The sequence below is a fragment of the Nocardioides oleivorans genome (assembly GCF_004137255.1).
GTDB lineage: Bacteria > Actinomycetota > Actinomycetes > Propionibacteriales > Nocardioidaceae > Nocardioides > Nocardioides oleivorans.
On record NZ_SDWT01000002.1, the window covers coordinates 514,695 to 538,836 of the forward strand.

The 24,142-nt window shown below is 72.5% G+C and carries 22 protein-coding genes; 7 read left to right on the plus strand and 15 right to left on the minus strand.

Annotation, left to right across the window (positions count from 1 at the left end; translation table 11 throughout):
* Positions 1 to 4: 4 nt before the first annotated feature.
* Entirely contained in the window at positions 5 to 1,021 is a 1,017-nt protein-coding gene (gene cydB, locus EUA93_RS18075; protein ID WP_129401676.1) for a cytochrome d ubiquinol oxidase subunit II, read from the plus strand.
* Positions 1,018 to 4,344 (plus strand): thiol reductant ABC exporter subunit CydD, encoded by a 3,327-nt coding sequence (cydD, locus tag EUA93_RS18080; protein WP_129401677.1) that lies wholly within the window; start codon positions 1,018 to 1,020, stop codon positions 4,342 to 4,344. The genes cydB and cydD overlap by 4 nt, the downstream gene beginning before the upstream one ends.
* On the opposite strand, the gene EUA93_RS18085 is transcribed toward cydD, so the two are convergent.
* The 3 genes from EUA93_RS18085 to dapA all read right to left on the minus strand — a co-directional run bounded on the left by EUA93_RS18085 (position 4,310) and on the right by dapA (position 8,757).
* Complete coding sequence (locus EUA93_RS18085; RefSeq protein WP_129401678.1) at positions 4,310 to 6,085, minus strand: sensor histidine kinase; 1,776 nt, start codon at positions 6,083 to 6,085, stop codon at positions 4,310 to 4,312. The two genes, cydD and EUA93_RS18085, sit on opposite strands and share 35 nt — an antisense overlap.
* A gap of 67 nt (positions 6,086 to 6,152) precedes the next feature.
* On the minus strand, positions 6,153 to 7,838 hold the full coding sequence (locus EUA93_RS18090) for a ribonuclease J (RefSeq protein ID WP_129401679.1): 1,686 nt from the start codon (positions 7,836 to 7,838) through the stop codon (positions 6,153 to 6,155).
* A gap of 28 nt (positions 7,839 to 7,866) precedes the next feature.
* On the minus strand, positions 7,867 to 8,757 hold the full coding sequence (dapA, locus tag EUA93_RS18095) for a 4-hydroxy-tetrahydrodipicolinate synthase (RefSeq protein WP_129401680.1): 891 nt from the start codon (positions 8,755 to 8,757) through the stop codon (positions 7,867 to 7,869).
* A gap of 61 nt (positions 8,758 to 8,818) precedes the next feature.
* Here dapA and EUA93_RS18100 point away from each other — a divergent pair, with 61 nt between their 5' ends.
* On the plus strand, positions 8,819 to 9,151 hold the full coding sequence (locus tag EUA93_RS18100) for a TfoX/Sxy family protein (protein WP_129401681.1): 333 nt from the start codon (positions 8,819 to 8,821) through the stop codon (positions 9,149 to 9,151).
* Entirely contained in the window at positions 9,148 to 9,948 is an 801-nt protein-coding gene (locus EUA93_RS18105) for a hypothetical protein (RefSeq protein ID WP_129401682.1), read from the plus strand. The genes EUA93_RS18100 and EUA93_RS18105 overlap by 4 nt, the downstream gene beginning before the upstream one ends.
* Positions 9,949 to 9,952: 4 nt before the next feature.
* Here EUA93_RS18105 and EUA93_RS18110 read toward each other — a convergent pair whose 3' ends face one another.
* From EUA93_RS18110 to gcvT, 11 genes are all read right to left on the minus strand, one after another.
* On the minus strand, positions 9,953 to 11,770 hold the full coding sequence (locus EUA93_RS18110) for a M12 family metallo-peptidase (RefSeq protein WP_129401683.1): 1,818 nt from the start codon (positions 11,768 to 11,770) through the stop codon (positions 9,953 to 9,955).
* Between the two features lie 152 nt (positions 11,771 to 11,922).
* Positions 11,923 to 12,330, minus strand: coding sequence for an NUDIX hydrolase (locus tag EUA93_RS18115; protein WP_129401684.1), 408 nt, complete (start codon positions 12,328 to 12,330; stop codon positions 11,923 to 11,925).
* Positions 12,331 to 12,389: 59 nt separating this feature from the next.
* Positions 12,390 to 13,190 carry a DUF4241 domain-containing protein gene (locus tag EUA93_RS18120; RefSeq protein WP_129401685.1) on the minus strand — a complete coding sequence of 267 codons (801 nt, stop codon included), beginning with the start codon at positions 13,188 to 13,190 and terminating at the stop codon, positions 12,390 to 12,392.
* Between the two features lie 55 nt (positions 13,191 to 13,245).
* Entirely contained in the window at positions 13,246 to 14,031 is a 786-nt protein-coding gene (locus tag EUA93_RS18125; protein ID WP_129401686.1) for a phosphotransferase, read from the minus strand.
* 39 nt (positions 14,032 to 14,070) lie between these two features.
* On the minus strand, positions 14,071 to 14,613 hold the full coding sequence (locus EUA93_RS18130; protein ID WP_129401687.1) for an AAA family ATPase: 543 nt from the start codon (positions 14,611 to 14,613) through the stop codon (positions 14,071 to 14,073).
* 7 nt (positions 14,614 to 14,620) lie between these two features.
* Entirely contained in the window at positions 14,621 to 14,971 is a 351-nt protein-coding gene (locus tag EUA93_RS18135) for a GntR family transcriptional regulator (RefSeq protein ID WP_129401688.1), read from the minus strand.
* A gap of 10 nt (positions 14,972 to 14,981) precedes the next feature.
* Positions 14,982 to 15,485: a dihydrofolate reductase gene (locus EUA93_RS18140; protein ID WP_129401689.1), complete on the minus strand. Its 504-nt coding sequence runs from the start codon at positions 15,483 to 15,485 to the stop codon at positions 14,982 to 14,984.
* Positions 15,486 to 15,495: 10 nt separating this feature from the next.
* Positions 15,496 to 16,305: a thymidylate synthase gene (locus EUA93_RS18145; RefSeq protein ID WP_129401690.1), complete on the minus strand. Its 810-nt coding sequence runs from the start codon at positions 16,303 to 16,305 to the stop codon at positions 15,496 to 15,498.
* A 22-nt stretch (positions 16,306 to 16,327) separates the two neighbouring features.
* Positions 16,328 to 17,191 (minus strand): hypothetical protein, encoded by an 864-nt coding sequence (locus EUA93_RS18150; protein ID WP_129401691.1) that lies wholly within the window; start codon positions 17,189 to 17,191, stop codon positions 16,328 to 16,330.
* Between the two features lie 57 nt (positions 17,192 to 17,248).
* Complete coding sequence (locus EUA93_RS18155) at positions 17,249 to 17,497, minus strand: hypothetical protein (RefSeq protein ID WP_129401692.1); 249 nt, start codon at positions 17,495 to 17,497, stop codon at positions 17,249 to 17,251.
* Between the two features lies 1 nt (position 17,498).
* Complete coding sequence (gene gcvT, locus EUA93_RS18160; protein WP_129401693.1) at positions 17,499 to 18,623, minus strand: glycine cleavage system aminomethyltransferase GcvT; 1,125 nt, start codon at positions 18,621 to 18,623, stop codon at positions 17,499 to 17,501.
* 44 nt (positions 18,624 to 18,667) lie between these two features.
* Here gcvT and EUA93_RS18165 point away from each other — a divergent pair, with 44 nt between their 5' ends.
* On the plus strand, positions 18,668 to 20,179 hold the full coding sequence (locus EUA93_RS18165) for a leucyl aminopeptidase (RefSeq protein ID WP_129401694.1): 1,512 nt from the start codon (positions 18,668 to 18,670) through the stop codon (positions 20,177 to 20,179).
* Between the two features lie 30 nt (positions 20,180 to 20,209).
* Here the strand turns inward: EUA93_RS18165 and EUA93_RS18170 are convergent, their stop codons facing one another.
* Positions 20,210 to 20,569, minus strand: a complete 360-nt coding sequence (locus EUA93_RS18170) for a hypothetical protein (RefSeq protein ID WP_242497497.1) — start codon at positions 20,567 to 20,569, stop codon at positions 20,210 to 20,212.
* 146 nt (positions 20,570 to 20,715) lie between these two features.
* Here EUA93_RS18170 and lpdA point away from each other — a divergent pair, with 146 nt between their 5' ends.
* Positions 20,716 to 22,092, plus strand: a complete 1,377-nt coding sequence (gene lpdA / locus EUA93_RS18175) for a dihydrolipoyl dehydrogenase (protein WP_129401695.1) — start codon at positions 20,716 to 20,718, stop codon at positions 22,090 to 22,092.
* A 50-nt stretch (positions 22,093 to 22,142) separates the two neighbouring features.
* Entirely contained in the window at positions 22,143 to 24,041 is a 1,899-nt protein-coding gene (gene sucB, locus EUA93_RS18180) for a 2-oxoglutarate dehydrogenase, E2 component, dihydrolipoamide succinyltransferase (RefSeq protein ID WP_129401696.1), read from the plus strand.
* The last annotated feature ends 101 nt before the right edge of the window (positions 24,042 to 24,142 follow it).

Below are 24,142 nucleotides of genomic sequence, written 5' to 3' on the forward strand. Positions count from 1 at the left end.
TCTCATGGAGCTCACCACCGTCTGGTTCGCCCTCATCGCCGTGCTCTGGATCGGCTACTTCTGCCTGGAGGGGTTCGACTTCGGCGTCGGCATGCTGCTGCCCGTGCTCTCGCGCAACGAGACCGAGCGCCGGGTCATGATCAACACCATCGGTCCGGTCTGGGACGGCAACGAGGTGTGGCTGCTGGTCGCCGGCGGCGCGACCTTCGCCGCGTTCCCGGAGTGGTACGCCACCCTCTTCAGCGGTTTCTACCTGCCGCTCCTGCTGATCCTGGTCGCCCTGATCGTGCGCGGCCTGTCGTTCGAGTACCGCCACAAGCGCGACGACGTCCGCTGGAAGGCCCGCTGGGACCTCGCGATCTTCTGGGGATCCGTCGTCCCGTCGCTCCTGTGGGGCGTCGCCTTCGCCAACATCGCGGCCGGCGTGCCGATCGACGCCGACAAGGAGTTCACCGGCAGCATGCTCACGCTCCTGAACCCCTTCGGCCTGCTCGGCGGGCTCGTGATGCTGACCCTCTTCGCGGCCCACGGCGCGATGTTCGTCGCGCTGAAGACCGACGGCGAGATCAGGCACCGCGCCCGCGCTCTCGCCGTCCGGATCGGTGCCGTGGCCGCCGTCCTCGCCGTGGTGTTCATGGCCTGGACCCAGGCCAGGAGCGGCACCGCCGTGTCCGCCGTCGTGTTCGTGGTCGCCGCGCTGTCGCTGGTCGGCGGGCTCGTCGCCGCCCGCGCCGGTCGTGAGGGCTGGGCCTTCACCGGCACCTTCGTCACGATCGGGCTCGCCGTCCTCGGCCTCTTCCTCGCGCTGTTCCCCGACGTGATGCCGTCGACGACCGACCCGGCGTTCTCCCTCACGACCACCAACGCCGCCGCGACGGCGTACACGCTCGAGGTGATGACGTGGGTCGCGGTCGTCTTCACCCCGCTCGTGCTGGGCTACCAGGCGTGGACCTACTGGGTCTTCCGCAAGCGGATCTCGGTGCACCACATCCCCGACGCGGAGCTGGCCGAGGCGCGATGAGGCTCCCGCTCACCCACCTCCTGCCCGCTCGTCGGGCGCTCGCCGTCGTCGTCGCGAGCGGCGTCGCCGGCGGGCTGGCGACGGTGGCGCAGGCCTTCGCGCTCGCCGCCCTGGTCGTCGCCGCCGTCGGCGGCCGGGACTGGACGACGGCGGGCTGGTGGCTCGTCGCGCTCGTGCTGCTGCGCACCGCGACGTCGTACGCCGGCCAGCGCGCCGCCGCCCGCGCCGCCGGACAGGTCTCCGGGACCCTGCGCGGCCGGCTGCTCGAGGCAGCCCGCCGGGGCGGGGAGGTGTCGCCGTCGCGCCTGTCGGTGCTGGCCACCCGTGGCGTCGCCGGGATCGAGCCCTACGTCACCCGCTACCTCCCGGCGCTGGTCCCCGCCGTCGTGCTTCCGGTCGTGACCCTGGCCGCGATCACCTGGCTGGACCCGCTGTCCGGGCTCGTCGTCGCGCTGACCCTCCCGCTGGTGCCGGTCTTCGCGATCCTCGTCGGGATGACGACTCGCGACCGCGCGCAGGCCCAGTGGCGCGCGCTCGAGGCACTGTCTGGTCACTTCCTCGACGTCGTGCGCGGCCTCCCGACCCTCGTCGCACACCGTCGCGCGGAGGCGCAGGTCGGCACGATCCGCGCGGTCACCCACCGCTACCGCCGGGCCACCGTCGACACCCTCAAGGTCGCGTTCGCCTCCTCCTCGGTGCTCGAGCTGGTGGCCACCCTGTCGGTCGCCCTCGTCGCGGTGACGGTCGGGCTGCGGCTCGCGTCCGGGTCGGTGGACTTCCAGGTCGCGCTGACCGTGCTCCTGCTCGCGCCCGAGGCCTACTGGCCGCTGCGACGGGTCGGTGCGGAGTTCCACGCCGCCGCCGAGGGCACCGCCGCCCTCGCCGACGCCGACGCACTGCTCGCCACCGCCTCGACCGCGCCCGGCGACGAGCGCCCTGCCGGCCTCCGTCCGGCCAGCACCCGCCTCGCCCTCTCGGTCCTGCAGGTCGGCCACGACCGGCCGCTCACCGAGCGCGTCCACCTCGCGCTGCCCCGGCGTGGGCTGGTCGCGATCGCCGGGCCCTCCGGGTGCGGGAAGTCGACCCTGCTCGCCACCCTGCGCGGCGAGCTCGCACCTGCCTCCGGCGACGTCCTGGTCGGCGGCGCGTCCCTGTCCGACGTCGACCCCACGTGGTGGCGCGCGCAGGTCGGGTGGGCCCCGCAACGACCGTGGCTGCTCGCCGACACGATCGCCGCGAACGTCCGGCTCGGTCGTCCCTCCGCCGGGGACGACGAGGTCTGGGCGGCGCTGGCGAGCGTCGACCTCGCCGACGCCGTCCGTGCCCTGCCCGATGGGCTCGCGACCACCCTCGGCGAGGACGGCGCGGGGCTCTCCGCCGGCCAGCGGGCCCGCGTCGCGCTCGCCCGGGTGGTGCTCGCCCGTCGTCCGGTCGTGCTGCTCGACGAGCCGAGTGCGCACCTCGACGAGGAGACCGAGCAGGTCCTCCTCGACACCCTCGCCCTGCTCGCGCGGACCAGCCTCGTGCTGGTCGTGGCGCACCGACCGGTCGTGCTCGAGGCCGCCGACCGGGTCATCACGCTCGCGCCCGCACCGGTCCGTGCCCCGGCCCCGGCTCCGGCTGTGGTCGTCGCGGACCCCGCCCCTGTGGCTCCGACCGCCGTGGCCGCGACGGAGGAGGACGACGTACGCCCCCGGTGGGGCATCCGGACCGCGACCCTCCTCGGTGCACTGAGCACCGCGTCGGGGGTCGCGCTCACGGCCACCGCAGGCTGGCTGATCACCCGGGCGAGCGAGCAACCGCCCGTGCTCCACCTGATGGTCGCGATCGTGGGCGTCCGGCTCTTCGGCCTGGCCCGGCCGGTGCTGCGGCACGCCGAGCGCGTGCTCAGCCACGACGTCGTCCTCCGCGAGCTCGCCGAGCGCCGGACCCGGGTGTACGCCGACCTGGTGCCGCTCGTGCCCGGTCGGCTCGGCCCGCGCCGGGGTGACCTGCTGACGAGCGTGGTCGACGACGTCGACGCCCTGCTCGACGAGCGCCTCCGGGTCCGCCAGCCGGTCGTCACCGCGGTCCTCGTCGGCGTCGGCGCCGCCGTGCTGACCGGCCTCGTCGCCCCCGCCGCGGGTGTCGTCGTGGCCGTCGTCGTCGCCGCGGGTGCCGTGGCCCACGTGCTGGCCCGGCACGGTGCCGGGGCGGCCGAGCCCGCCGTGGTCACGCACCGCGCGGCGCTGGGGACCCGGGTCGAGGAGGTGGCCCACGGGCTCCGCGAGCTCGAGCAGTGGGGCGCCACGGACGCCGCCCTCCAGCGGGTCGAGGTGGAGTCCAGCGCCCTCGCGGCAGCCGTACGCCGGTCCTCCCGCGCGACGGCCGCGGGCACCGCCCTCACCAGCGCCGCGGCCGGCATCGGGGTCGTGGCCGTCGCCGCGACCGTCGGCCCCCCTCTGGACGGCGCGGGTCAGGTCTCGCCCGCCCTGCTCGCCCTCCTGCTGCTCGTCCCGCTGGCCCTGGCCGACCTCACCTCCGGGCTCGCGGACGCCGGGGCGCTCTCCGTGCGGGCGCGGGCGGCACGCGCCCGCCTCGACCGGCTGTCGGCGACCGCACCGGCCGTCCTCTCGCCCGCCTTCCCCGAACCGGCGCCCGACCACCACGACCTCGACCTGGACCGGGTGGGCCTGGGCTGGGACGACTGCCCCGTCCTGACCCTCGACCTGGACCTGCGAGCCGGGGAGCACCTCGGCATCACCGGTGCCTCGGGCACCGGGAAGTCGACCCTCGCCGCCACGCTCGTCCGCTTCATCGACCCGGTCGCGGGTGACGTACGACTGGGTGGGCGCGACCTGCGGCGCCTGGCGCTGGACGACGTGCGCGGCGCGGTGGGCCTGGTCGACGACGACCCGCACGTCTTCGCCTCGACGGTGGTGGAGAACGTCCGGCTGGCGCGCCCCGGCGCCTCCGACGACGAGGTGCGCGAGGCGCTCTCGGCAGCCCGGCTGGGTCCGTGGGTGGCGACCCTGCCTGCCGGGATCCACACCCACGTGGGCGCCGGCTCGCGCGAGGTCTCCGGCGGAGAGAGGGCCCGACTGGCGCTGGCACGCGCGCTGCTGGCCGACCCGGCCGTGCTGGTGCTCGACGAGCCGACCGCCCACCTCGACGGGCCCACCGCACGGTCCGTCGCGGCCGGGATGCTGGAGTCCGCGACCCGCGCCGGGCGCTCGGTCGTGTGGATCACCCACGGCAGCGTGGGCCTCGACCGGATGGACCGGGTCGTGCACCTCGGAGCAGGCGACCTCAGTCGTCGCGAGGCGAGCGCAGCGGCAGGGTGAACCGGAAGGTGCTGCCCACGCCGAGCTCGGACGTGAGGGTGAGCGCACCACCGTGGGACTCGGCGATCCGGTGGGCGATCGGCAGCCCGAGCCCGGTGCCGGGGATCGACAGGGCGTTCGGGTTCGTGGAGCGGTGGAACGCCGAGAACACGTGACCCTGGTCGGCCGGCGAGATCCCGAGGCCCGTGTCGGTCACGTCGACGCTCACCTCGTCGTCGCTCACCGTCATCGAGACCGTCACCGAGCCGTCCTCGGGGGTGTACTTCACGGCGTTGTCGACCATGTTGTCGATGACGCGCGCGAGCTCCTCGGGGTCGCCGAACACCACCACGGGGGGCGACCCGGAGCCGAGGAAGGCGAGGTGCACGCCGGCCTGCTTGGCCCGGATCTCGAGCAGGTCGACGCTCGCCTCGCACAGCTCGGCGAGGTCGACCGCCCGCCGCACGGTCTCGCGCCGCCCCTGGATCCGGGAGTAGTGGAGCAGGTTGGCGACCAGGTTGCTCAGGCGGCCGGCGTTGCGGATGATCGCGTCGATCGAGTTCAGCTCGGGGTGCCGGTCGGAGATCAGCTCGGCGTGGCCGAGGATCGCGGTCAGGGGCGTCTTGAGCTCGTGGGAGATCGTGGCGATGAGCTCGCTGCGGTAGCGGGCGAGCTCGCGCAGCTCCTGGACGAGGCGCTGCTCGGTCTCGAGCACGCGCGCGGCGCGCACGATCTGCGCCAGCAACCGACCCACCTCGAGGATCGCGTCGGCCTCCACCTGGGTGAGCAGCGGCGCGTTGCGGGAGTGGGCCAGCACCAGGTAGCCGACGAGGTCGTCCTGCGACACCAGCGGGCAGACCACCACCCGCTCGGCCCGCACCGCGCGCATCACCTCCTGGAGAGCACCCGCGCTCCGCTCCAGCACCTCGGAGCCGAGGTCCCCTGCCTCGAGGTCGATCAGCATCGGCCGGAGCTCGAGGGCGAGCAGGTCGTCGCGCAGGTCGGGCAGGTCGAGCTCGCTGGTGAACGGCACCGGCCAGGCAGCACCCAGCTGGCTGCCCTGCGCGTCGGTCGGGAACGTGCGCACCCACGACTGCACGGCTCCGAGCGCGTCGCCGACGGCGCCGACGCCCGTGCGCAGCGCCTGGGCCAGGCCCTGGTGGGTGCCGGCACCGGCGACGGTGGTGAGCATCCGGTCGAGCCGGGCGCGATCGGTGAGCCGCTCGCGCTCGCGGGCGTTCGACAACGCCACGCCGGCCTGCACGGCGAACATCTCGAGCAGCTCGCGGTCGGCCTCGTGCGGCACCTTGCCGTCCGCAGGCAGGTCGACCGCCATGTTGCCCAGGAGCTCGCCGCTCGCGGAGTAGAGAGGTGCGTAGAGCGCGTGCTGGGGATGCCACGCGTCGGGATCCTCGGTCGGGGCCACGTCCGGGATCCACGCCGCACGGAGCCGCTCCTCGGACATCCGCCCGGCCGGGACGAAGCGCAGGATGCCCCACTTGTCGGCCTCGCGGAACTCGTCGAGGATCTGCTCGGCCGGCGTGCGCCGGTGCAGGATCTGGCTGACCACCTCGGGCGGCCCGGCGACGTTGGTCATCACCAGGGTGTCGCCGTCGAGGCGCGCGATCGCGGCCACGCCGTAGCCGAGGACGTCGACGACGCCGTGCGCGATCTCCTCGAGGATCACCTCGGTGTCCGTGGAGGAGTTGACGCGACGCATCAGCTCGGCGAGCCGTCTCAGCGCACCCTGGTTGTGCGGCATCTCCACCTCCCCCCGAAGGTCCTCGGGAGGTCGTCAGGACCCGCCCACGGATGTGACTCTAGGACCGTCAGGCCTCGATCACCACAGGGATGATCATCGGACGGCGACGGTGGGCGCGGTTGACCCAGCGACCGACGACACGCCGCACGGTCTGCTGGAGCTGGTGCGAGCCGGTCGCGCCGTCGGCCACCGCGGCGTTGATCGCGTCGATGACGGGCTGGCGGATCTCGTCGAACGTGGTCTCGTCCTCGGCGAAGCCGCGCGCGTGGATCTCGGGGCCGGAGACGACCTTGCCGGTCACGGAGTCGACGACCACGATCACCGAGAGGAAGCCCTCCTCGCCGAGGATGCGGCGGTCCTTCATCGAGGCCTCGGAGATGTCGCCGATCGTGGTGCCGTCGACGAAGACGTAGCCCACCTCGACCTTGCCGGTCACCCTCGCGACGCCGTCGACCAGGTCGACCACCACGCCGTCCTCGGCGAGCACGACGTTCTCCACCCCCGTGGCGCGGGCGAGGTCGGCGTTGGCGCGCATGTGGCGGATCTCCCCGTGCACGGGCATCACGTTGCGCGGCTTGACGATGTTGTAGCAGTAGAGCAGCTCGCCGGCGCTGGCGTGGCCGGAGACGTGGACCAGCGCGTTGCCCTTGTGCACGACGTTGGCACCGAGGCGGGACAGTCCGTTGATCACGCGGTAGACGGCGTTCTCGTTGCCGGGGATCAGCGAGCTGGCCAGGACGACGGTGTCGCCCTCCTCGAGGTGCACGAAGCTGTGGCTGCGCTGGGCGATCCGGCTGAGCGCGGACAGCGGCTCGCCCTGCGAGCCGGTCGAGATCAGCACCTGCTTGTGCGGCGGCAGGTCGGCGAGCTCCTTGGCCTCGACCATCACGCCGGGCGGCACCGTGAGGTAGCCGAGCTCCTGCGCGATCGCCATGTTGCGCACCATCGACCGGCCGACGTAGCCGACCTTGCGGCCGTGGGCGACGGCGGCGTCGAGCACCTGCTGGACGCGGTGCACGTGGGAGGCGAAGCAGGCCACGATGATGCGCTGGTCGCTCTTGGCGAAGACCCGCTCGAGGACCGGGGAGATGTCCTTCTCCGAGGTGGTGAAGCCGGGCACCTCGGCGTTGGTGGAGTCGGTGAGGAACAGGTCGACGCCCTCGTCACCGAGGCGCGCGAACTCGTTGAGGTCGGTGATCCGGCCGTCGAGCGGGAGCTGGTCCATCTTGAAGTCGCCGGTGTGGAGCACGACGCCCGCACCGGTGCGGATCACGACCGCGAGCGCGTCGGGGATCGAGTGGTTGACCGCGACGAACTCGAGCACGAACGGGCCGAAGGTGATCGTCTGGCCCTCGGCGACCTCGTAGTGCACCGTCTCCTTGAGGCGGTGCTCGCGCAGCTTGGAGCCGAGGAGCGCGAGGGTCAGCTTGGAGCCGACCAGCGGGATGTCGCCGCGCTCGCGCAGGAGGTAGGGCGTCGCGCCGATGTGGTCCTCGTGGCCGTGCGTGAGCACCAGCGCCTCGACGGCGTCGAGGCGGTCCCGGATGGGCTCGAAGTCGGGGAGGATCAGGTCGACGCCGGGGTGGTGGTCCTCCGGGAAGAGCACGCCGCAGTCGACGAGCAGCAGCCTGCCGTCGTACTCGAACGCGGTCATGTTGCGACCGACCTCGCCCAGCCCGCCGAGCGGGATGACCCGGAGGCCTCCGGCGGGGAGGGGGGCGGGTGCGCTCAGCTCGGGGTGGGTGTGGCTCAAGGGATTCCTTCGGTTCGGTCGGTCTGGATCACAGGAGGCCGGCGGCGACCAGGCCGGCGCGCAGCGCCGTCACCTCGTCGTCGGCCAGGGCGACCAGCGGGCCGCGGACGCGGCGGTTGTCGAGCACGCCGAGCAGCTCGAGGGCTGCCTTGGCGGTGGTGGCCCCGTAGTTGGGGACCCCCATGATGGCCGCGAACGCCGGGGCGAGCGCGGTGTGGATGCGAAGCGCCTCGGCGTGGTCGCCGGACGACCAGGCGTCGATCATGGCGGCGAGCTGGGTGCCCGCCGCGTGGGCGCACACCGACACGAGGCCGACGCCGCCGTAGGCGAGGTACCCGAGGGTGTTGACGTCGTCACCGGAGTAGACGGAGAAGCCCATCTCGACGAGCTCGGCGGTGCGTGGGAGGAGACCGGTGGCGTCCTTGACCGACACGACGTGGTCGTAGCCGCGCATCGCCTCGTAGGTCTCGAGCTCGATGAGCGTCGCGGTGCGGCCCGGCACGTCGTAGAGCATCACCGGCAGGTCGGTGGCCTCGACGACCGACGTGAAGTGGTGGCGTACGCCGGCCTGGCCGGGCTTGTTGTAGTAGGGCGTGACGAGCAGGATCCCGTCGACGCCGATCTTCTCGGCCTGGCGGGCCAGCTCGACCGAGTGCGCGGTCGCGTTGGTGCCGACGCCGGCGATGACGGTGGCGAGGTCGCCGACCGCGTCCTGCACCGCCCGCAGGATCTCGCCGTCCTCGGCCACGGAGGTCGTGGGGCTCTCGCCGGTCGTCCCGCTGACGACGACGCCGTCGTTGCCGTGGTCGACCAGGTGGGCGGCGATCCTCGCGGTGCCGTCGAGGTCGACGCTGCCGTCCTCGTGGAAGGCGGTGGCCATTGCCGTGAGCAGGCGGCCGAACGGGACAGAGGAGCTCATGGGCGAAGGTTATCGCCCTCGCCCGGCTCCGCTGTCGGCGGCGAGCCGCATACTCGTGCCCATGGCGTACGACGAGGTGCTGGCGCAGCGGATCCACGACGTGCTCGACGGCGAGCCGGGGCTCACCTCGAAGAAGATGTTCGGCGGGCTCGGCTTCATGGTCGACGGCCACATGGCGGTCGCCGCGGGAAGTGGCGGCGCACTGATGGTGCGCGTCGACCCCGCCGACGGTGAGTCGTGGATCGACGGCGCCGCCGTGGCGCCGATGGAGATGCGCGGGCGGGAGATGAGCGGCTGGCTGCTCGTCGACCGGTCGGCGCTCGCGACCGACGAGCAGCTCGAGCTGTGGGTCGGGCGAGGCGTCGCCTTCGTCCGGACGCTCCCGCCGAAGTGACCGACACCCTGCCCGGCCTCGTCGTCCCCGAGTGGCTGACGCCCGCGCAGCGCGCCCTGCTCGTCGATCTCGCCGGTCGCAACGACGCCGCCCACGGGGACGACTTCCTCGGCCTCGTGCTCAGCGGGTCGGCCGGACGCGCCTATGCCACCGAGCACTCCGACCTCGACGTGGTCGTCGTGCTCGCCGACGAGGCCGCCGCCGCTCGCTCGACGACGCACTCCCCCGACGTCGACGAGGCCGTCGACTCGTGGACCGACCTGCTCACCGTGCCGCCGTTCGGCTCGGAGGGGTGGTGGTTCCGCTGGACCTACGCCTGGGCGCCGGTCCTCCTCGACCGCACCGGCGGTGCGCTCACTGACGCCGTACGACGCCAGGCCACCCTGCCGCCGGAGGAGTCCGACGCGGTCCTCCTCGACCACGACCGGCTCGACGGCTGGGTCAACTTCGCCTACCGGGCGCTGAAGAACGACCGCGACGGCCGCCCGCTGGAGGCGCGGCTCGACGCGGCCGAGTCGGTGCCGTGGCTGCTCGACGTGGTCTTCGCGACCGCTGGTCGGGTGCGTCCCTACAACAAGTACCTGCCCTGGGAGCTGCGCCACCACCCGCTCGAGGAGTGGCCCGGCGAGCAGCTGCTCGACCTGGTGGGCCGCACGCTCGCCGGCGACGCCGGCGCGGTCCGGGAGACCTTCCCGCTCGTGCGTGCTGCGTGCGCGGCGTACGACGCCCGGCGCGGACACACGCGCACCAGCGACATGGTGTCCGGCTGGGGCGAGGAGCTGCGGATCTTCGGGTAGTCGCTCAGCGCGCGACGAGGCGGAACTTCATCCGCGTCGAGCTGTCGTCGCCGTCGAGGTCGACGTTGAAGGTGCTCGTGGCGCGGGTCTTGACCTTGCCGGTGATGACGACGCGGTCGGCGAGCACACGCCACTTGAGGCCGGCCGGGAGGTGGTAGTCGACGCTGGCGTCGGTGACCGGGCCCTCGAAGCGGATCTCGGCGCGGTACTTCTTGCCGACCCTGGCCCGCGGCAGGCTGCGGGTCACGAAGGAGATGTCCTGCGTCGAGCGTGCCGTCGTCGGGGTGGAGCCGGAGGTCTGCGTGCTGGAGGTCTGGGTGCCCGGGGTCGAGGTGGTGGTCGCGGTGCTCGTCGGGTCGGTGGTCGGGTCCGTCGCGGGGTCGCTCGTCGGGACCGTCGGGCGGCCGGCGTAGAGGCTCACCTGGTAGGAGCCGATCGAGCCGTAGTCGCTGTAGCGGCCCGCCTCCTGGGCGTTGCCGAAGCCGACACCGTCGACGAGGACGGTGTACGACGCCGGGGTGCTGGGCAGGTCGGCGGTCCACGTGGCCGACATCGTGTCGTCGGTGGCGACGTCGCCGACGGTGTTCAGCGTGGCGATGGTGAGCCCGACGGCGTTCTGGACGGTGATCTGGGCATCCAGGTCCGAGATGCCGGCCGGGCCGGCGACGCTGAGCGTCGTGGTGCCGCTGGCGGTGAAGGTGAACGCGTCGACGTCGGAGCGCGAGCCGATGATGCCGGAGGTCGTGCTGCCGACGCTGATCTGCGTGGCGCCGACCTTGTCGTCGCCGTGGTCGTCGGCGAGCAGGGGGGCGGTCTTCGCGATGATCGCGATGTCGTCCTCGGTGTTGTTGGCGCCGGCGTACTCGCCCTTCGACCAGTGCGAGGCGCGCTGGTTGTAGGAGGAGCCCATGATCGGCGCCCAGCCCTTGGCACCGGAGTAGTAGCTGGAGTCGCTGGTGCCGTCGTGGCTGAGGCCGAAGCTGTGGCCGATCTCGTGGGCGACGACCTGGCCGATGTTGTAGCCGTTGGTGCCCGAGCCGTAGGTGAACGCCCACGACGGCTGGTAGCCGGTGCCGTTGACCGTGCCGAACATGCCGACGTAGGACAGCCCGCCGCAGGCGCAGCTGTCACCGACGGAGTTCGTGGGCGTGATGACGATCGGCATCCCGTAGGTGGTGTCGGCGGAGCTGGTGCGGGTCAGCGCCGAGGCGTCGGGCTTGCGGGTGGTGACGTTGACGTCGAACGCCGCGTAGTCCTCGGCCACGACCTTCCAGGCGAGGAAGACCTGGGCGCGCTCCTCGGCGTTGAACGTGGTCGCGTCGTCGTCGATCGAGAACGGGGCCGACACGATCTCCGCGCCGTTCTTCCACTTGGTGCCGGAGTAGGTCGCGCCGTCGAAGTCGAGGTAGATCGTGCGGCTGGACTGGGGACGCGACGAGAGGTCGAACACGTCGCCGGGGACCTGGGAGGACGCGAGCTGGGCAGGGGTGTCCTGCCGGGCGGCCGGGGCACCCTCGTCGGCGACGTAGAGGCGACCGCAACGGTCGACCCACGTGGTCTCGTCCTCGGAGAAGTGCTCGAGCTGGGTGCCGGTGAGGTTGTTGAGCGTGCGGATCAGCGCGGCGCTGACACCGTTCGCGAGCGCCACGTCGAGGCGCTCCGGCGCGGCCATCGGCGACTGGAGGCAGAGGGGGTCGCTCACCGACGCCGCGTTGGCCTGCGGCGCGAAGGTCGTGGCGGCAGCGAGTGCCGAGAAGCCGAGCGCCGCTGCCAGGACGGCACGGACGACGAGGGCGGGGCGGCGGGGCGACCAGACGGACACGGGGTTTCCTCTGCGGAGTCGAGGGGCCCGTTGTGGGCCCTCGACCATGAAACCGACCGGTAGTTCACTATTTGTCTACATGCGATCGACGCCAAGTAGCCCGTTGGGTAACGTGCCGGGGATCACACCCCGACCTCGGACAAAAGCGCAGGTCAGCGGCCTGACAGTTCCTTGAGAGCCGGAAGCACGTGGTGCTCGAGCATCGGGGCGAGGTCGTCGGGATGGTCGTCGAGCGGGGTCCAGCGCACCTCGGCGATCTCGGCGGACGCGATCGGCTCCTCGTCGGACTCGACGCTGAACACCGTCGAGTGCAGTGTGTGGCCCGGCTCGTTGGCCGCCTCGGAGAGGAACTCGCCCAGCAGGGTCGCCTCCTCGATCCGCAGCCCGACCTCCTCGTACGTCTCGCGCAGCGCGGCCTCGCGGGCCGACTCCCCCGGCTCGAGCTTGCCGCCGACGAGCATGAAGCGCTCGGTGCCCTCCTTGCGCACCGTCAGCACGCAGCCGTCACGCACCAGTGCGATCGCGGCGACGACGATGTGCTTGCCGGGCGCGGGCTCCATGGCGTGAGCCTGTCACGGGTGCGGCGTCCGTCCGCGACCGGCGTACGTGGCGTGAGGGGTCAGCGGCCGAAGATGCGGCGCAGCAGTGACGTCGGGCGCTGGGGCGGGCCGGCCGGCTCGTCCGGCGTCTCGTCCACCGGGTCCTCCGGCGTGGCGTAGGGGTCACCGGCGACGAGGAAGTCCGTCACCATCACGACCACGTCGTCGTCGGCGGCGAGCCCGCACCAGGTCGGGTAGACGCCGTCGCCCCAGCCCGAGGAACACACCGCTATGGGTGGCGCTCCGTCGCTGGGCGCCACCACGACAGCACTGGAGCTGCCGACGTCGTCCGCGAAGAGCGCCAGGGACACCGGGTCCTCCAACGCCCCGTCGTCCGCGACGAGCACCGGGCCTGCGACTCGCATCGCCTCGGGACTTCCGAACGACCCCGCTCCGGCGTCCACGCCATAGCCGAAGAAGCCGTCGCCAGCCAGCGAGGAGACGTCCTGTCCAGCGACCGTCGCCATTTCCCACCGAGTGACCGGCTGCGCGCCCGCCACGAGGACCAGCGCCGCCACCCGCTCGTGGTCCTCGCCGACCATGGTCCGCACCGCGACGACGGGCACGTCGCCGGCCCGGACGCGTTGCTCGAACGGGGGTGGGTCCTCGTCCATGACATAGGGATCCGCGGCGACCACGCGACCGTCGGGCAGGGAGACGGCGCCGATGTCGTCGAACCTGAGCGCGTAGACGGCCTCCGTGGGCGAACCGTGGTCGCGGACCTCGCCCGCGAGCACCGCGTCCCACAGCCAGGCGGCGCGGCGTCGCCACCACGGACCGGGTGCGTCGAGGTCGACGGTCTGGACCGGGAGATCGCTCACCCCGGCACCGTAGACGCTCGCCCGGCCGGGACGGCAACGCCCCGCGCGAGACGTGTCAGAACGCGTCGCGATGGGCCTCGATCCAGGCGATCTCCTCGAGATCACGCTCGATGCTGCCGTCGGCCACCCAGGTGGCCTGGGGCTCGACACCCCGCGCGGCCAGGTCCTGCTGGAGCCGGACGACGGCGCGGATCCGATCGATGACGGCGTCGGCCACGTCGAACGGCGGCAGGTCGCCGTACGCCTCGACGAACGTGCGCACCCGCGCCCCGCGGTCCGGCACCTGCGGGAAGTGGTGCCACTCGAGCGCGTGGAGGTCCGAGCGCAACGGCGCGAACCAGCGGAGGGCGTACGCCACGTCGTCGGTGCGCGGGGCCGGGTGCAGGTAGTCCCAGTCGATGAGCGCGACGGCCTCGTCGTCCTGCCAGATGAAGTTCCACGGTCCCGGGTCGCCGTGGCAGAAGACCGTCGCGTCCCCGTCGATCGGCTCCGCTCCCCACACCGCGTCGGCCGGCGGCGCCGATCCGGCACCAGCGTCGTGGATGCGCCGCAGCAGGCGTGCGGCCGAGGCCAGGCCCTGGTCGGTGTGCTGGTGGTACCAGCCCTGCCCGCCGTCCTCGCCCTCGATGAAGCGCAGCGTCTCGACACCGCCCTCCATGCCGAGCGGCTCGGGCACGCAGTCGAGGCCCTGTTCGCGGAGGTGGCGGAGGTAGGCGTGGACGGTGGTGCTGCCGGGACCCGACGGCCGGGTGACGACCCCGTCGTCGAACGAGACCGGGCGGTGCAGCTCGTTGGCCTCCGCGGCCCGGTCGACCGCGGCGAACGGGGACTCATCGGTCATGGCAGCACCGTGACGCGGTGTGGTCGGCCGATCAACCGGTTATCGGCCCAGCGCCTCGACGAGCGCGGCGTACGTGCCGTCCTCGTCGCCCTCGACCGAGTCGACGACCAGCGTCCCCGGCCGGCTCGCGACCAGTGCGTCGAGCCGTTCGGCGTGACCGGTGATGACCGCGTCGCCGCCGGCGGCCTCGACCAGGCGCACGACCTCGGCGTGCCACGGGTCGTCGCCGCAACGGCGGCGGAAGCGGGCAGCAGCGCCACCGAGCGGGTCGCGGAGCACGACGTGCGCGACGTCGGCGCCCGCGTCGGTCGCCACGGCGGCGAAGGCGTCGAGCTCGGCAGCACGGGCGAAGAGCTGCGGCAGGACGACGTCCCCCGAGGGGAGGTAGCCGCCGATCAGCGCCTGCGCGGCCGGCCGGACGTGGTCGCCCACGTCGAAGAACGACTCACGCCACCCGCTGACCCAGGTGCGCAGCAGGTCGATGTCGCAGACGAGGGTGCCCGGGTGGTCGTGCGCCCACCGGCGCGCGATCGTCGACTTCCCGACCCCGGGCGCACCGTTGAGCAGGAGCAGCCGGGTCACCTCGAGGTCACTGCCCCAGCGCCCGGCGTACGGCGTCGAGCGCGGCGTCGTCGGCGAGGCCGAGCTGCCGCACGGTGGCGACGTACGACGACGCGGCGGCGCGCACCGACGCCTGGACTCCCCTGCCGGCGACGAACGTGCCGGCACGGCCGCGGGTCTCGACGACGCCGAGCGCCTCGAGCTCCTTGTAGGCGCGGGCGACTGTGTTGGCGGCGAGCCCCAGCGAGTCCGCGAGCGAGCGGACCGGCGGGAGGCGGAAGCCCGCCTCGAGCTCGCCCGACCCGACCTGCGCCTTGATCGCCTCGCGCACCTGCTCGAAGGGCGGCACGCCCGAGGACTGGTCCACGCGGAGCCTCATCGCGGAGGCCTCACGCGGCTGCTTCCATCCGCTCGAGCCATGTCCACTGGCAGCCCTCGCCGACCTCGCGACGTACCTCCACCCACTCGTCGACCGGGAACTCGGGGTAGAACGCGTCGCCCTCGGGAGTCAGGTCGACCTCGGTCAGCACCTGGTGGGTCGCCCAGGGCAGGGCGAGCGCGTAGATCTCACCGCCGCCGGCGACCATCACGTCGCCCGGCAGCAGCGCGGCGCGGGTGAAGGCGTCCTCGAGCGAGTGCGCGACCTGGACGCCCTCGAAGCCGGGGTCGAACGACTCGTCGCGCGTCACCACGATCGTGGCGCGACCCGGGAGCGGGCGACCGATCGAGTCCCAGGTGCGGCGGCCCATGACCAGTGTGTGGCCGAGCGTCTCCCGCTTGAAGTGCGCGAAGTCGTGCGGCAGGTGCCACGGGATCTCGCCACGGTCGCCGATCACGCGGTTGCGGGCATGCGCGGCGACCAGGACGACCCGCTGGTCGGGGCGGGGGCTCACGGTGCCGTCCTCATACGGCGATGGGCGCCTTGATCACCGGGTGCGGGTCGTAGCCCTCGACGGCGACGTCCTCGAGGTCGAAGCCGTCGATCTCGGTGACGGCGGGGTTGAGCACGAGCGTCGGGAGGGCCCGCGGCTCGCGGGTGAGCTGCAGCTCGGCCTGCTCGACGTGGTTGAGGTAGAGGTGCGCGTCACCCATCGTGTGCACGAAGTCGCCGACCTGGAGCCCGGTCACCTGGGCGACCATGTGCGTGAGCAGGGCGTAGGACGCGATGTTGAACGGCACGCCGAGGAAGCTGTCCGCCGAGCGCTGGTAGAGCTGGCAGGAGAGCCGGCCCGGGCCGTCGGGGGTGGGCTCGACGTAGAACTGGAACAGCGTGTGGCACGGCGGCAGCGCCATGTCGTCGACGTCGGCGACGTTCCAGGCCGAGACGATGTGGCGGCGCGAGTCGGGGTTGGTGCGGATGCCCTCGACGAGTCGGCCGATCTGGTCGACGTGGCGACCGTCGGGCGTCGGCCACGAGCGCCACTGGTAGCCGTAGACCGGGCCGAGGTCGCCGTCGTCGTCGGCCCACTCGTCCCAGATCGTGATGCCGCGGTCCTGCAGCCACGTGACGTTGGTGTCGCCCCGCAGGAACCAGAGCAGCTCGCCGAAGACCGAGCGCGTGTGCACCTTCTTGGTCGTCACGAGCGGGAATCCCTCGGACAGGTCGAAGCGCATCTGGTGCCCGAAGACGCTCAGTGTCCCGGTGCCCGTGCGGTCGGTCTTCTCGACGCCCTCGTCGAGGATCCGCTGGAGGAGGTCGAGGTAGGCGCGCACACGGCGACTCTACGACTCGGCGTCAGCGCAGCCGGATCGCCCCGCCGGACTCGATGATCGTGCGGGGGGCCTCGCAGCGCAGGTCCACGTCGCAGAGCACGAGCGCCCGTCGACCCGACTCCGAGCGGCGTACGGCGTCCTGGGTGGACGCCGCCTCGCGACGCGACGAGTCCAGCAGGTAGGCCCAGCCGCCGCCTGCGACGGGCGCGCTCTGCACCACGACGTCGTACTGCGTGATGGCGATGAAGGCCGGCGCCTCCACCGGGTCGTCCAGCGCGTCGGTGTCGTCGGCGGGCGAGACCTCCCCGTCGTCCGACACCTGCACGACCGTGCCCGACCCGAGCCGCGCGACGACGCCGGAGCCGGAGGCGGCGAACTCGGTGATGTCCGGGAGCGTGACGACCACGTCGGCGAGGTGGAGGTCGCCCTCGGAGTACCAGACGACCGGCAGCGCGTTGGCCTCCTCGCGCACCTCGACGGGCGGCGGCCGCGACGCCCACCACTGCCAGCCGGCACCGAGCGCGACCAGGACCGCGACGGCGACCAGGCCGAGCCTGAGGCCACGACGCCGACGCGTCCCGCGCAGCACGCGGGCGCGGTCGAGCCACTCCTCCGGTCCGTCGCCGGGATCCGGGGTGCGTACGCCGTGGGGCACGGGCTGGCCGGGTCGCTGCGGCAGCCCGGCGCGCTCGCGGACCTCCGCCCAGACGGTGACGTCGACCTGCTCCTCGCGCGTGCGGCGGTCCCACGACCGGCGCCCCGCCAGCAGCACCTCGGCCACGGCGAGGCGCGCATCGTCCGGCGCGACGCCCTCGGCCTCGAGCGCACCGACGAGGTCGTCCCAGCGCGCACCGACGTACCGGTCGAAGTCCGTGTCGCCCGCCATGCCCACCTCCTGCCGTTGCTTCGGAGCCGGTGGCGGGGCCGGATGTCGCCGCTGGGGCTAGGCGCTCAGCGACATCGGCCCGTAGACCTGCCGCTCGTGCTCGAAGAGCGTGACCGACGCGACGCCGTGCTCGGCGAGGTCGGCCCAGATCTCGCCGACCCACGACTCGGCGTCGCCCTGGTTGCTGAACCGGTCGGAGAAGTCGGCGAGCTCGAGGGCCTCACCGGACGCGTCCTCGAGGCGCCACCACCAGGGGCGCTCGGAGGCCGACGGCGGGCGGAAGGTGGGCGGCTGTCCGGGAAGCACGTCAGGACTCCTTGACCGATGGGTCGACGAACGGTGGCTTGACCAGCTGGAAGATCTCGCGGCGACCGCGGACGTCGACGCCGACCTCGGCGTCCTCGTTGACCATCACCGGGATCAGCGCGAGGCCGATGCCCTTCCTGAGCGTTGGGGAGAAGGTGCCGGAGGTGATGTCGGCGAGGGGGATGTCCTGGGTGAGCGTGACGCCCATGCCCGGGCGCGGGATGCCACGGCCCACGGCGACGAGGCCGCGGAGCCGGCGCTTCGGCCCCTCCTCCTTCACCTTCGTCACGGCGTCACGGCCGAAGAACGCGTCCTTCCGCCAGCCGACCGCCCACGACAGCCCGGCCTCGACCGGGTTGGTGTCGAGGCTGATGTCCTGGCCGTGGAGCGGGTAGCCCATCTCCGTGCGGAGCGTGTCGCGCGCACCGAGACCGCAAGCGGTGATGCCCCACTCCTCGCCGGCCGACACGAGTGCGTCCCAGAGGTCGCCGGCGGCGTCGTTGGCGACGATGAGCTCGTAGCCACGCTCGCCGGTGTAGCCGGTGCGGCACACGACCACGCCGAGGTCTCCCGACGGGTCCGAGGAGCTGGCGAATGGCGCCTCGACGAAGGACATGTAGCCGTGCCCGGTCGGCAGGCCGACCTTGTCGAGCACCTCGTCGGAGCGGGTGCCCTGCACGGCGAGGACGGCGTAGTCGTCGTGGTGGTCGACCACCTTCACGCCCGCGGGGGCGACGGCCTGGAGGCGTCGTACGACCTCGGCGGTGTTGGCGGCGTTGGGCACCAGCAGCACGTGCTCGTCGTCGTGCCAGTAGGCGATCAGGTCGTCGACGATGCCGCCGGTCTCGTCGAGGCAGAGGGTGTACTGCGCCTTGCCGGGCTCGATCTTGGCGAGGTCGTTGGACAGCGTCGCGTTGACGAAGTCGGCCGCGCCCGGCCCCGACACCATCGCCTTGCCGAGGTGGCTCACGTCGAAGATGCCGACGGACTCGCGCACGGCCGTGTGCTCCTTGACGACGCCGGTGGGGTACTCCAGCGGCATCGACCAGCCGCCGAACTCGGAGAACTTGGCGCCCAGCGCCTCGTGACGGCTGTGGAGGGGCGACTGCTTGAGCGATCCGTCCATGCCGCGAAACCTACCTTCCCGGCGTCTCGCCTAACATGCCCCGGGTGACGACGTACTCCCTGCGCAGCGCCAGCCCCGCCAAGACCCGAGCCGACGCCGTGGTGGTGGGAGTGGTCTCCGGCCCGAAGGGGCCGCGGCTCTGCGACGCGGCCGAGGACGTCAGCGCTGCCTACGGCCGCAGGCTGCGGCCCTTCCTGTCCACCATGGGCATCACCGGCAAGGCGGGCGAGGCGGTCAAGGCGCCGACCCGCGACGAGGTCAACGCGCCGCTGCTGGTCTTCGTCGGCCTGGGTGACGACCCCACCGACGCGATCGCCGTACGACGCGCGGCGGGCGTCGCGGCGCGCAGCGTGGCCAACGCGGCGTCGGTCGCCCTCGCCCTGCCGAGCGACTCCCCCGAGCTCATCGCAGCCGTCGTCGAGGGGCACCGGCTCGGCGGCTACACCTTCACCGCCTACAAGTCGAAGAAGGCCGAGACCACCGAGCCCAACGACGTCGTGGTGCTGAGCCCGATCGCCCGCCGCGCCGAGGCCGGTGCCGCGCTCCAGCGGGCCGAGGTGCTCGCGGAGGCCGTCGCCCGCACCCGCGACTGGGTCAACACGCCCCCGAAGGACTGCACTCCCCCGCTGCTGGCAGAGCTGGTGACCGCCGCGCACCAGGAGGTCACCAAGGGCCGCGGCGCCCCGAAGGTGGCGATCGAGGTCTTCGACCACGTCCAGCTCGAGGAGATGGGCTGCGGCGGCATCCTCAGTGTCGGCAACTCCTCCGTCGCCCCGTCGCGGCTGGTGAAGCTCACCTGGGCACCGAAGGGCGCCGTCGCGCACCTGGCCCTCGTCGGCAAGGGCGTCACCTTCGACTCCGGCGGCCTCACCATCAAGCCGTCGTCGAGCATGCTGAACATGAAGGGCGACATGGCCGGCGCGGCCACGGTCGTCAACGTCACGCTCGCCATCGCCCAGCTCGGTCTGCCGATCAAGGTCACCGCGTTCGCGCCGATGGCGGAGAACATGGTCTCCGGCACCTCGACCCGCCCCGGCGACGTCATCACGATGCACAGCGGCACCACCGTCGAGATCGCCAACACCGACGCCGAGGGCCGGATGCTGCTCGGCGACGCGATGTCGCTGGCCGTGGCCGAGCAGCCCGACGTCCTCGTCGACATCGCCACGCTCACCGGTCACATGCAGCTCGCGCTCGGCGACAAGGTCGGCGCCGTGATGGGCACCGACGACCAGGTCCCGGCAGTCCTCGCGGCAGGCGTCGCCGCCGGCGAGCAGCACTGGCGGATGCCGATGCCCGAGGAGATGAGGGAGCGGATCACCAGCTCCAAGGTGGCCGACCTGCTCCAGCACGACTGGGTGCGCTGGGGCGGCGGGCTCTACGCCTCGGCCTTCCTGCGCGAGTTCAGCGGCGGCCTGCCGTGGGCGCACCTCGACATCGCCGGCAACGAGATGAACACCGGCGCGCCCTACGGCCACGTCCCCTCGGGTGCGACCGGCTTCGGCGTCACCACGCTGGTCGAGCTCGCACGCTCGCTCTCCGCGACCGCTGGTTGATCAGCGAGCGCCGGCGAGCGTGTCGAAGCCCTAGATCCCGCCCGCCTTCTTGCGCCGGTTGTAGTCGCGCATCCGCTGCGGGACGCCGACCACCGCGGCGTCGTAGGACGGCACGCGGTGGTGGTTGGCGAACTCGTGGGCCCACTTCACGCTCGGCACCCGGCGTCGCGTCCACTCGCCGTCGTGGGCGACCAGCAGGAGCGTCACGTCACTGACCGCGGTGCGCGGCTCGACGAACCCCTCGACCCCTTGCCTGGTGGTCACGAAGGTCTCCAGGTGGCGTACGTCCTCGCCGTCCGCGGCGCGCACGCGCGTCGATCCGGTGCGCTCCGCGTTGCGTGCCGGACGGCTGGTGCGCCCACTGCGCCGGAATCGATCGAACAAGCCCATGCGGTCCATTCTGCCGGGGTCCACCCCACGATGCCCCGCACTCCGCGAATCTGGTGTGGTCCGACCCGGTGTGGACAGCCTCGTGAAGAGTGCAAAGATGGATCCGCCCAAGTGACGATCAGCTGGCGACGTGGTGGAGGAAATCTGTGGCGGACGGTGAGTACGACGTACTCGTCCTCGGGGCTGGTTCTGGCGGCTACGCCTGCGCCCTGCGAGCAGCCCAGCTCGGGCTGAGGGTCGGACTGGTCGAGAAGGGCAACCTCGGCGGCACCTGCCTCCACGTCGGCTGCATCCCGACCAAGGCGCTCCTGCACGCCGCGGAGGTCGCCGACTCGGCGCGGGAGGCCTCGCAGTTCGGCGTCAGCGCCACCCTCGACGGCATCGACATGGCCGGCGTCAACGCCTACAAGGACAAGGTCGTCGACCGGCTCTTCAAGGGCCTCACCGGGCTGATCAAGTCGCGTGGCATCGACGTCATCCAGGGAACCGGCACGCTGACCGGTCCCCGCGAGGTCACCGTCGACGGCACCGCCTACACCGGCAGGGCCGTCGTCCTGGCCTCCGGGTCCTACAGCAGGAGCCTGCCCGGCCTCGAGGTCGACGGCGAGCGGGTGCTCACCTCCGAGCACGCCCTGCGACTCGACCGCGTCCCCGCGTCGGCCATCGTGCTCGGCGGCGGCGTCATCGGCTGCGAGTTCGCCAGCGTCTGGAAGTCGTTCGGCTCCGACGTCACGATCATCGAGGCACTGCCCCGGCTCGTCGCGGTCGAGGACGAGGCGTCGTCGAAGGCCCTCGAGCGCGCCTTCCGCAAGCGGAAGATCACCTTCCTCACCGGCACCCCCTTCCAGAGCGTCAAGCACACCGACACCGGGGTCGCCGTCACGGTCGAGGGAGGCGACGTCATCGAGGCCGAGGTGCTCCTCGTCGCCGTCGGCCGCGGCCCGTCCACCGACGGCCTCGGCTACGCCGAGCAGGGCATCGCGATGGAGCGTGGCTTCGTGCTCGCCGACGAGCGCTGCCGTACCAACGTCGAGGGCGTGTACGCCGTCGGCGACATCGTCCCCGGCCTCCAGCTGGCCCACCGCGGCTTCCAGCAGGGCATCTTCGTGGCCGAGGAGATCGCCGGCCTCGACCCCCGCCCGGTCGACGAGGCGGGCATCCCGCGAGTGACGTACTCCCACCCCGAGATCGCCTCCGTCGGCCTGGACGAGGCGACGGCACGCGAGCGGCACGGCGACGCCGTCACCACGGTGACCTACGACCTCGGCGGCAACGGCAAGAGCCAGATCCTGCAGACGCAGGGCTTCGTCAAGCTCGTCGGCCTGGTCGGCGGCCCGGTGCTCGGCGTCCACATGGTGGGCGATCGGGTCGGTGAGCTCATCGGCGAGGCGCAGCTGATCTACAACTGGGAGGCACACGCCGACGACGTCGCGCCGCTCGTGCACGCCCACCCCACCCAGAACGAGGCGCTCGGCGAGGCCCACCTGGCCCTCGCCGGCAAGCCGCTCCACGCACACTCCTGATCCACACCGCCCTGAAGCACCACCCACACCCCGCGAGCGAAGGAACCACATTGGCCTCCGAAGTCACCCTCCCCGCACTCGGCGAGTCCGTCACCGAGGGCACCGTCACCCGCTGGCTCAAGCAGGTCGGTGACACGGTCGCCGTCGACGAGCCGCTGCTGGAGGTCTCCACCGACAAGGTCGACACCGAGATCCCCTCCCCCGTCGCCGGCACGCTGCTGGAGATCAAGGCCAACGAGGACGACACCGTCGAGGTCGGAGCGGTCCTGGCCGTGGTCGGCGAGGAGGGCGAGTCGTCCGGTGACGCGTCCGGCTCCGCCGAGCCCGAGGCGCAGCCGGCCGACGAGCAGGAGTCGGAGAAGAAGGCCGAGCAGGAGGAGCAGGTCGCCGAGGAGACCGGCGAGCTCCCCGCCGGCGACGAGACCCCCGAGTCCGAGAAGGACGACGCACCCGCCCAGTCCGAGCCCGCCGCCGAGCAGGCCGCGTCCTCCGGTGGTGGCGGCGGCGGTGGCGCCGGTACGCCGGTCACGCTGCCCGCGCTGGGCGAGTCCGTCACCGAGGGCACCGTCACCCGCTGGCTCAAGCAGGTCGGTGACGAGGTCGCCGTCGACGAGCCGCTGCTGGAGGTGTCCACCGACAAGGTCGACACCGAGATCCCCTCCCCCGTCGCCGGCACGCTGCTGGAGATCAAGGCGGCCGAGGACGAGACCGTCGAGGTCGGCGCCGAGCTCGCGATCATCGGGTCCGGCGACGCCGGCGGCGAGCCGCAGTCGGCCGAGGCGCAGCCCAAGGACGAGGCCAACGCGGAGAAGAAGGCCGAGCAGGAGGAGCAGATCGTCGAGGAGACCGGCGAGCTCCCCGCCGGCGACGAGACCCCCGAGGCCGAGAAGCAGTCCGAGCCCGCGGCCCAGCCGGCGGCGCAGGAGGCTCCCGCCCAGCAGGCCCCGGCCCAGGAGGCCCCGCAGCAGGAGGCGCCCGCTGCCCCCGCAGCAGCCAACGAGGGTGGCCGCGACCAGACGGCGTACGTCACCCCGCTGGTGCGCAAGATGGCCGACCAGAACAACGTCGACCTCTCGCAGGTCCAGGGCACCGGCGTCGGTGGCCGCATCCGCAAGCAGGACGTCCTCGACGCCGCCGCTGCCGCTCAGAAGGCTGCGGCTCCCGCTGCCGCACCGGCTGCTCCCGCCGCCGCTGCTCCGGCCGCTGCCGCCCCGGCCGCCACCGCGTCCCCGTCGCCGCTGCGCGGCACGGTCGAGCCGCTCTCGCGCCTGCGCAAGGTCATCGCCTCGCGCATGACCGAGTCGCTCCACGAGGCCGCCCAGCTGACGCAGGTCATGGAGGTCGACGTCACCTCCATCGCCCGCCTCCGCGAGTCGGCCAAGGCCGACTTCCTGGCCCGCGAGGGCGTGAAGCTGACCTACCTGCCGTTCTTCGCCAAGGCGGCGATCGACGCGCTCAAGGTCCACCCCAAGCTCAACGCCACGATCGACGCCGAGAAGGGCGAGGTGACCTACTTCGACCGCGAGAACATCGCGTTCGCCGTGGACACCGAGAAGGGCCTGCTCACGCCGGTCGTCAAGGAGGCCGGCGACCTCTCGATCGCCGGGCTCGCCAAGAAGATCGCCGACATCGCCGAGCGCACCCGCACCAACAAGGTGACGCCCGACGAGCTCTCCGGTGGCACCTTCACGATCACCAACCTGGGCAGCTTCGGGGCGCTCTTCGACACCCCGATCATCAACAAGCCCCAGGTCGCGATCCTCGGCCCCGGTGCCGTGGTGAAGCGCCCCGTGGTGATCGACGACGCCAACCTCGGCGAGACCATCGCGGTGCGCCACATGGTCTACCTGTCGCTGACCTACGACCACCGCCTGGTCGACGGCGCCGACGCCGGTCGCTTCCTCCAGGAGGTCAAGAAGCGCCTCGAGGCCGGCCAGTTCGAGGTCTGAGGATCGGCGTCTCGCGAGCTTGCGAGTGAGGCGCCGATCGTCTCGAAGCCCACTTGATTGGCACATCCGTCGTACGACCCCGCACCCGTCGGTGCGGGGTC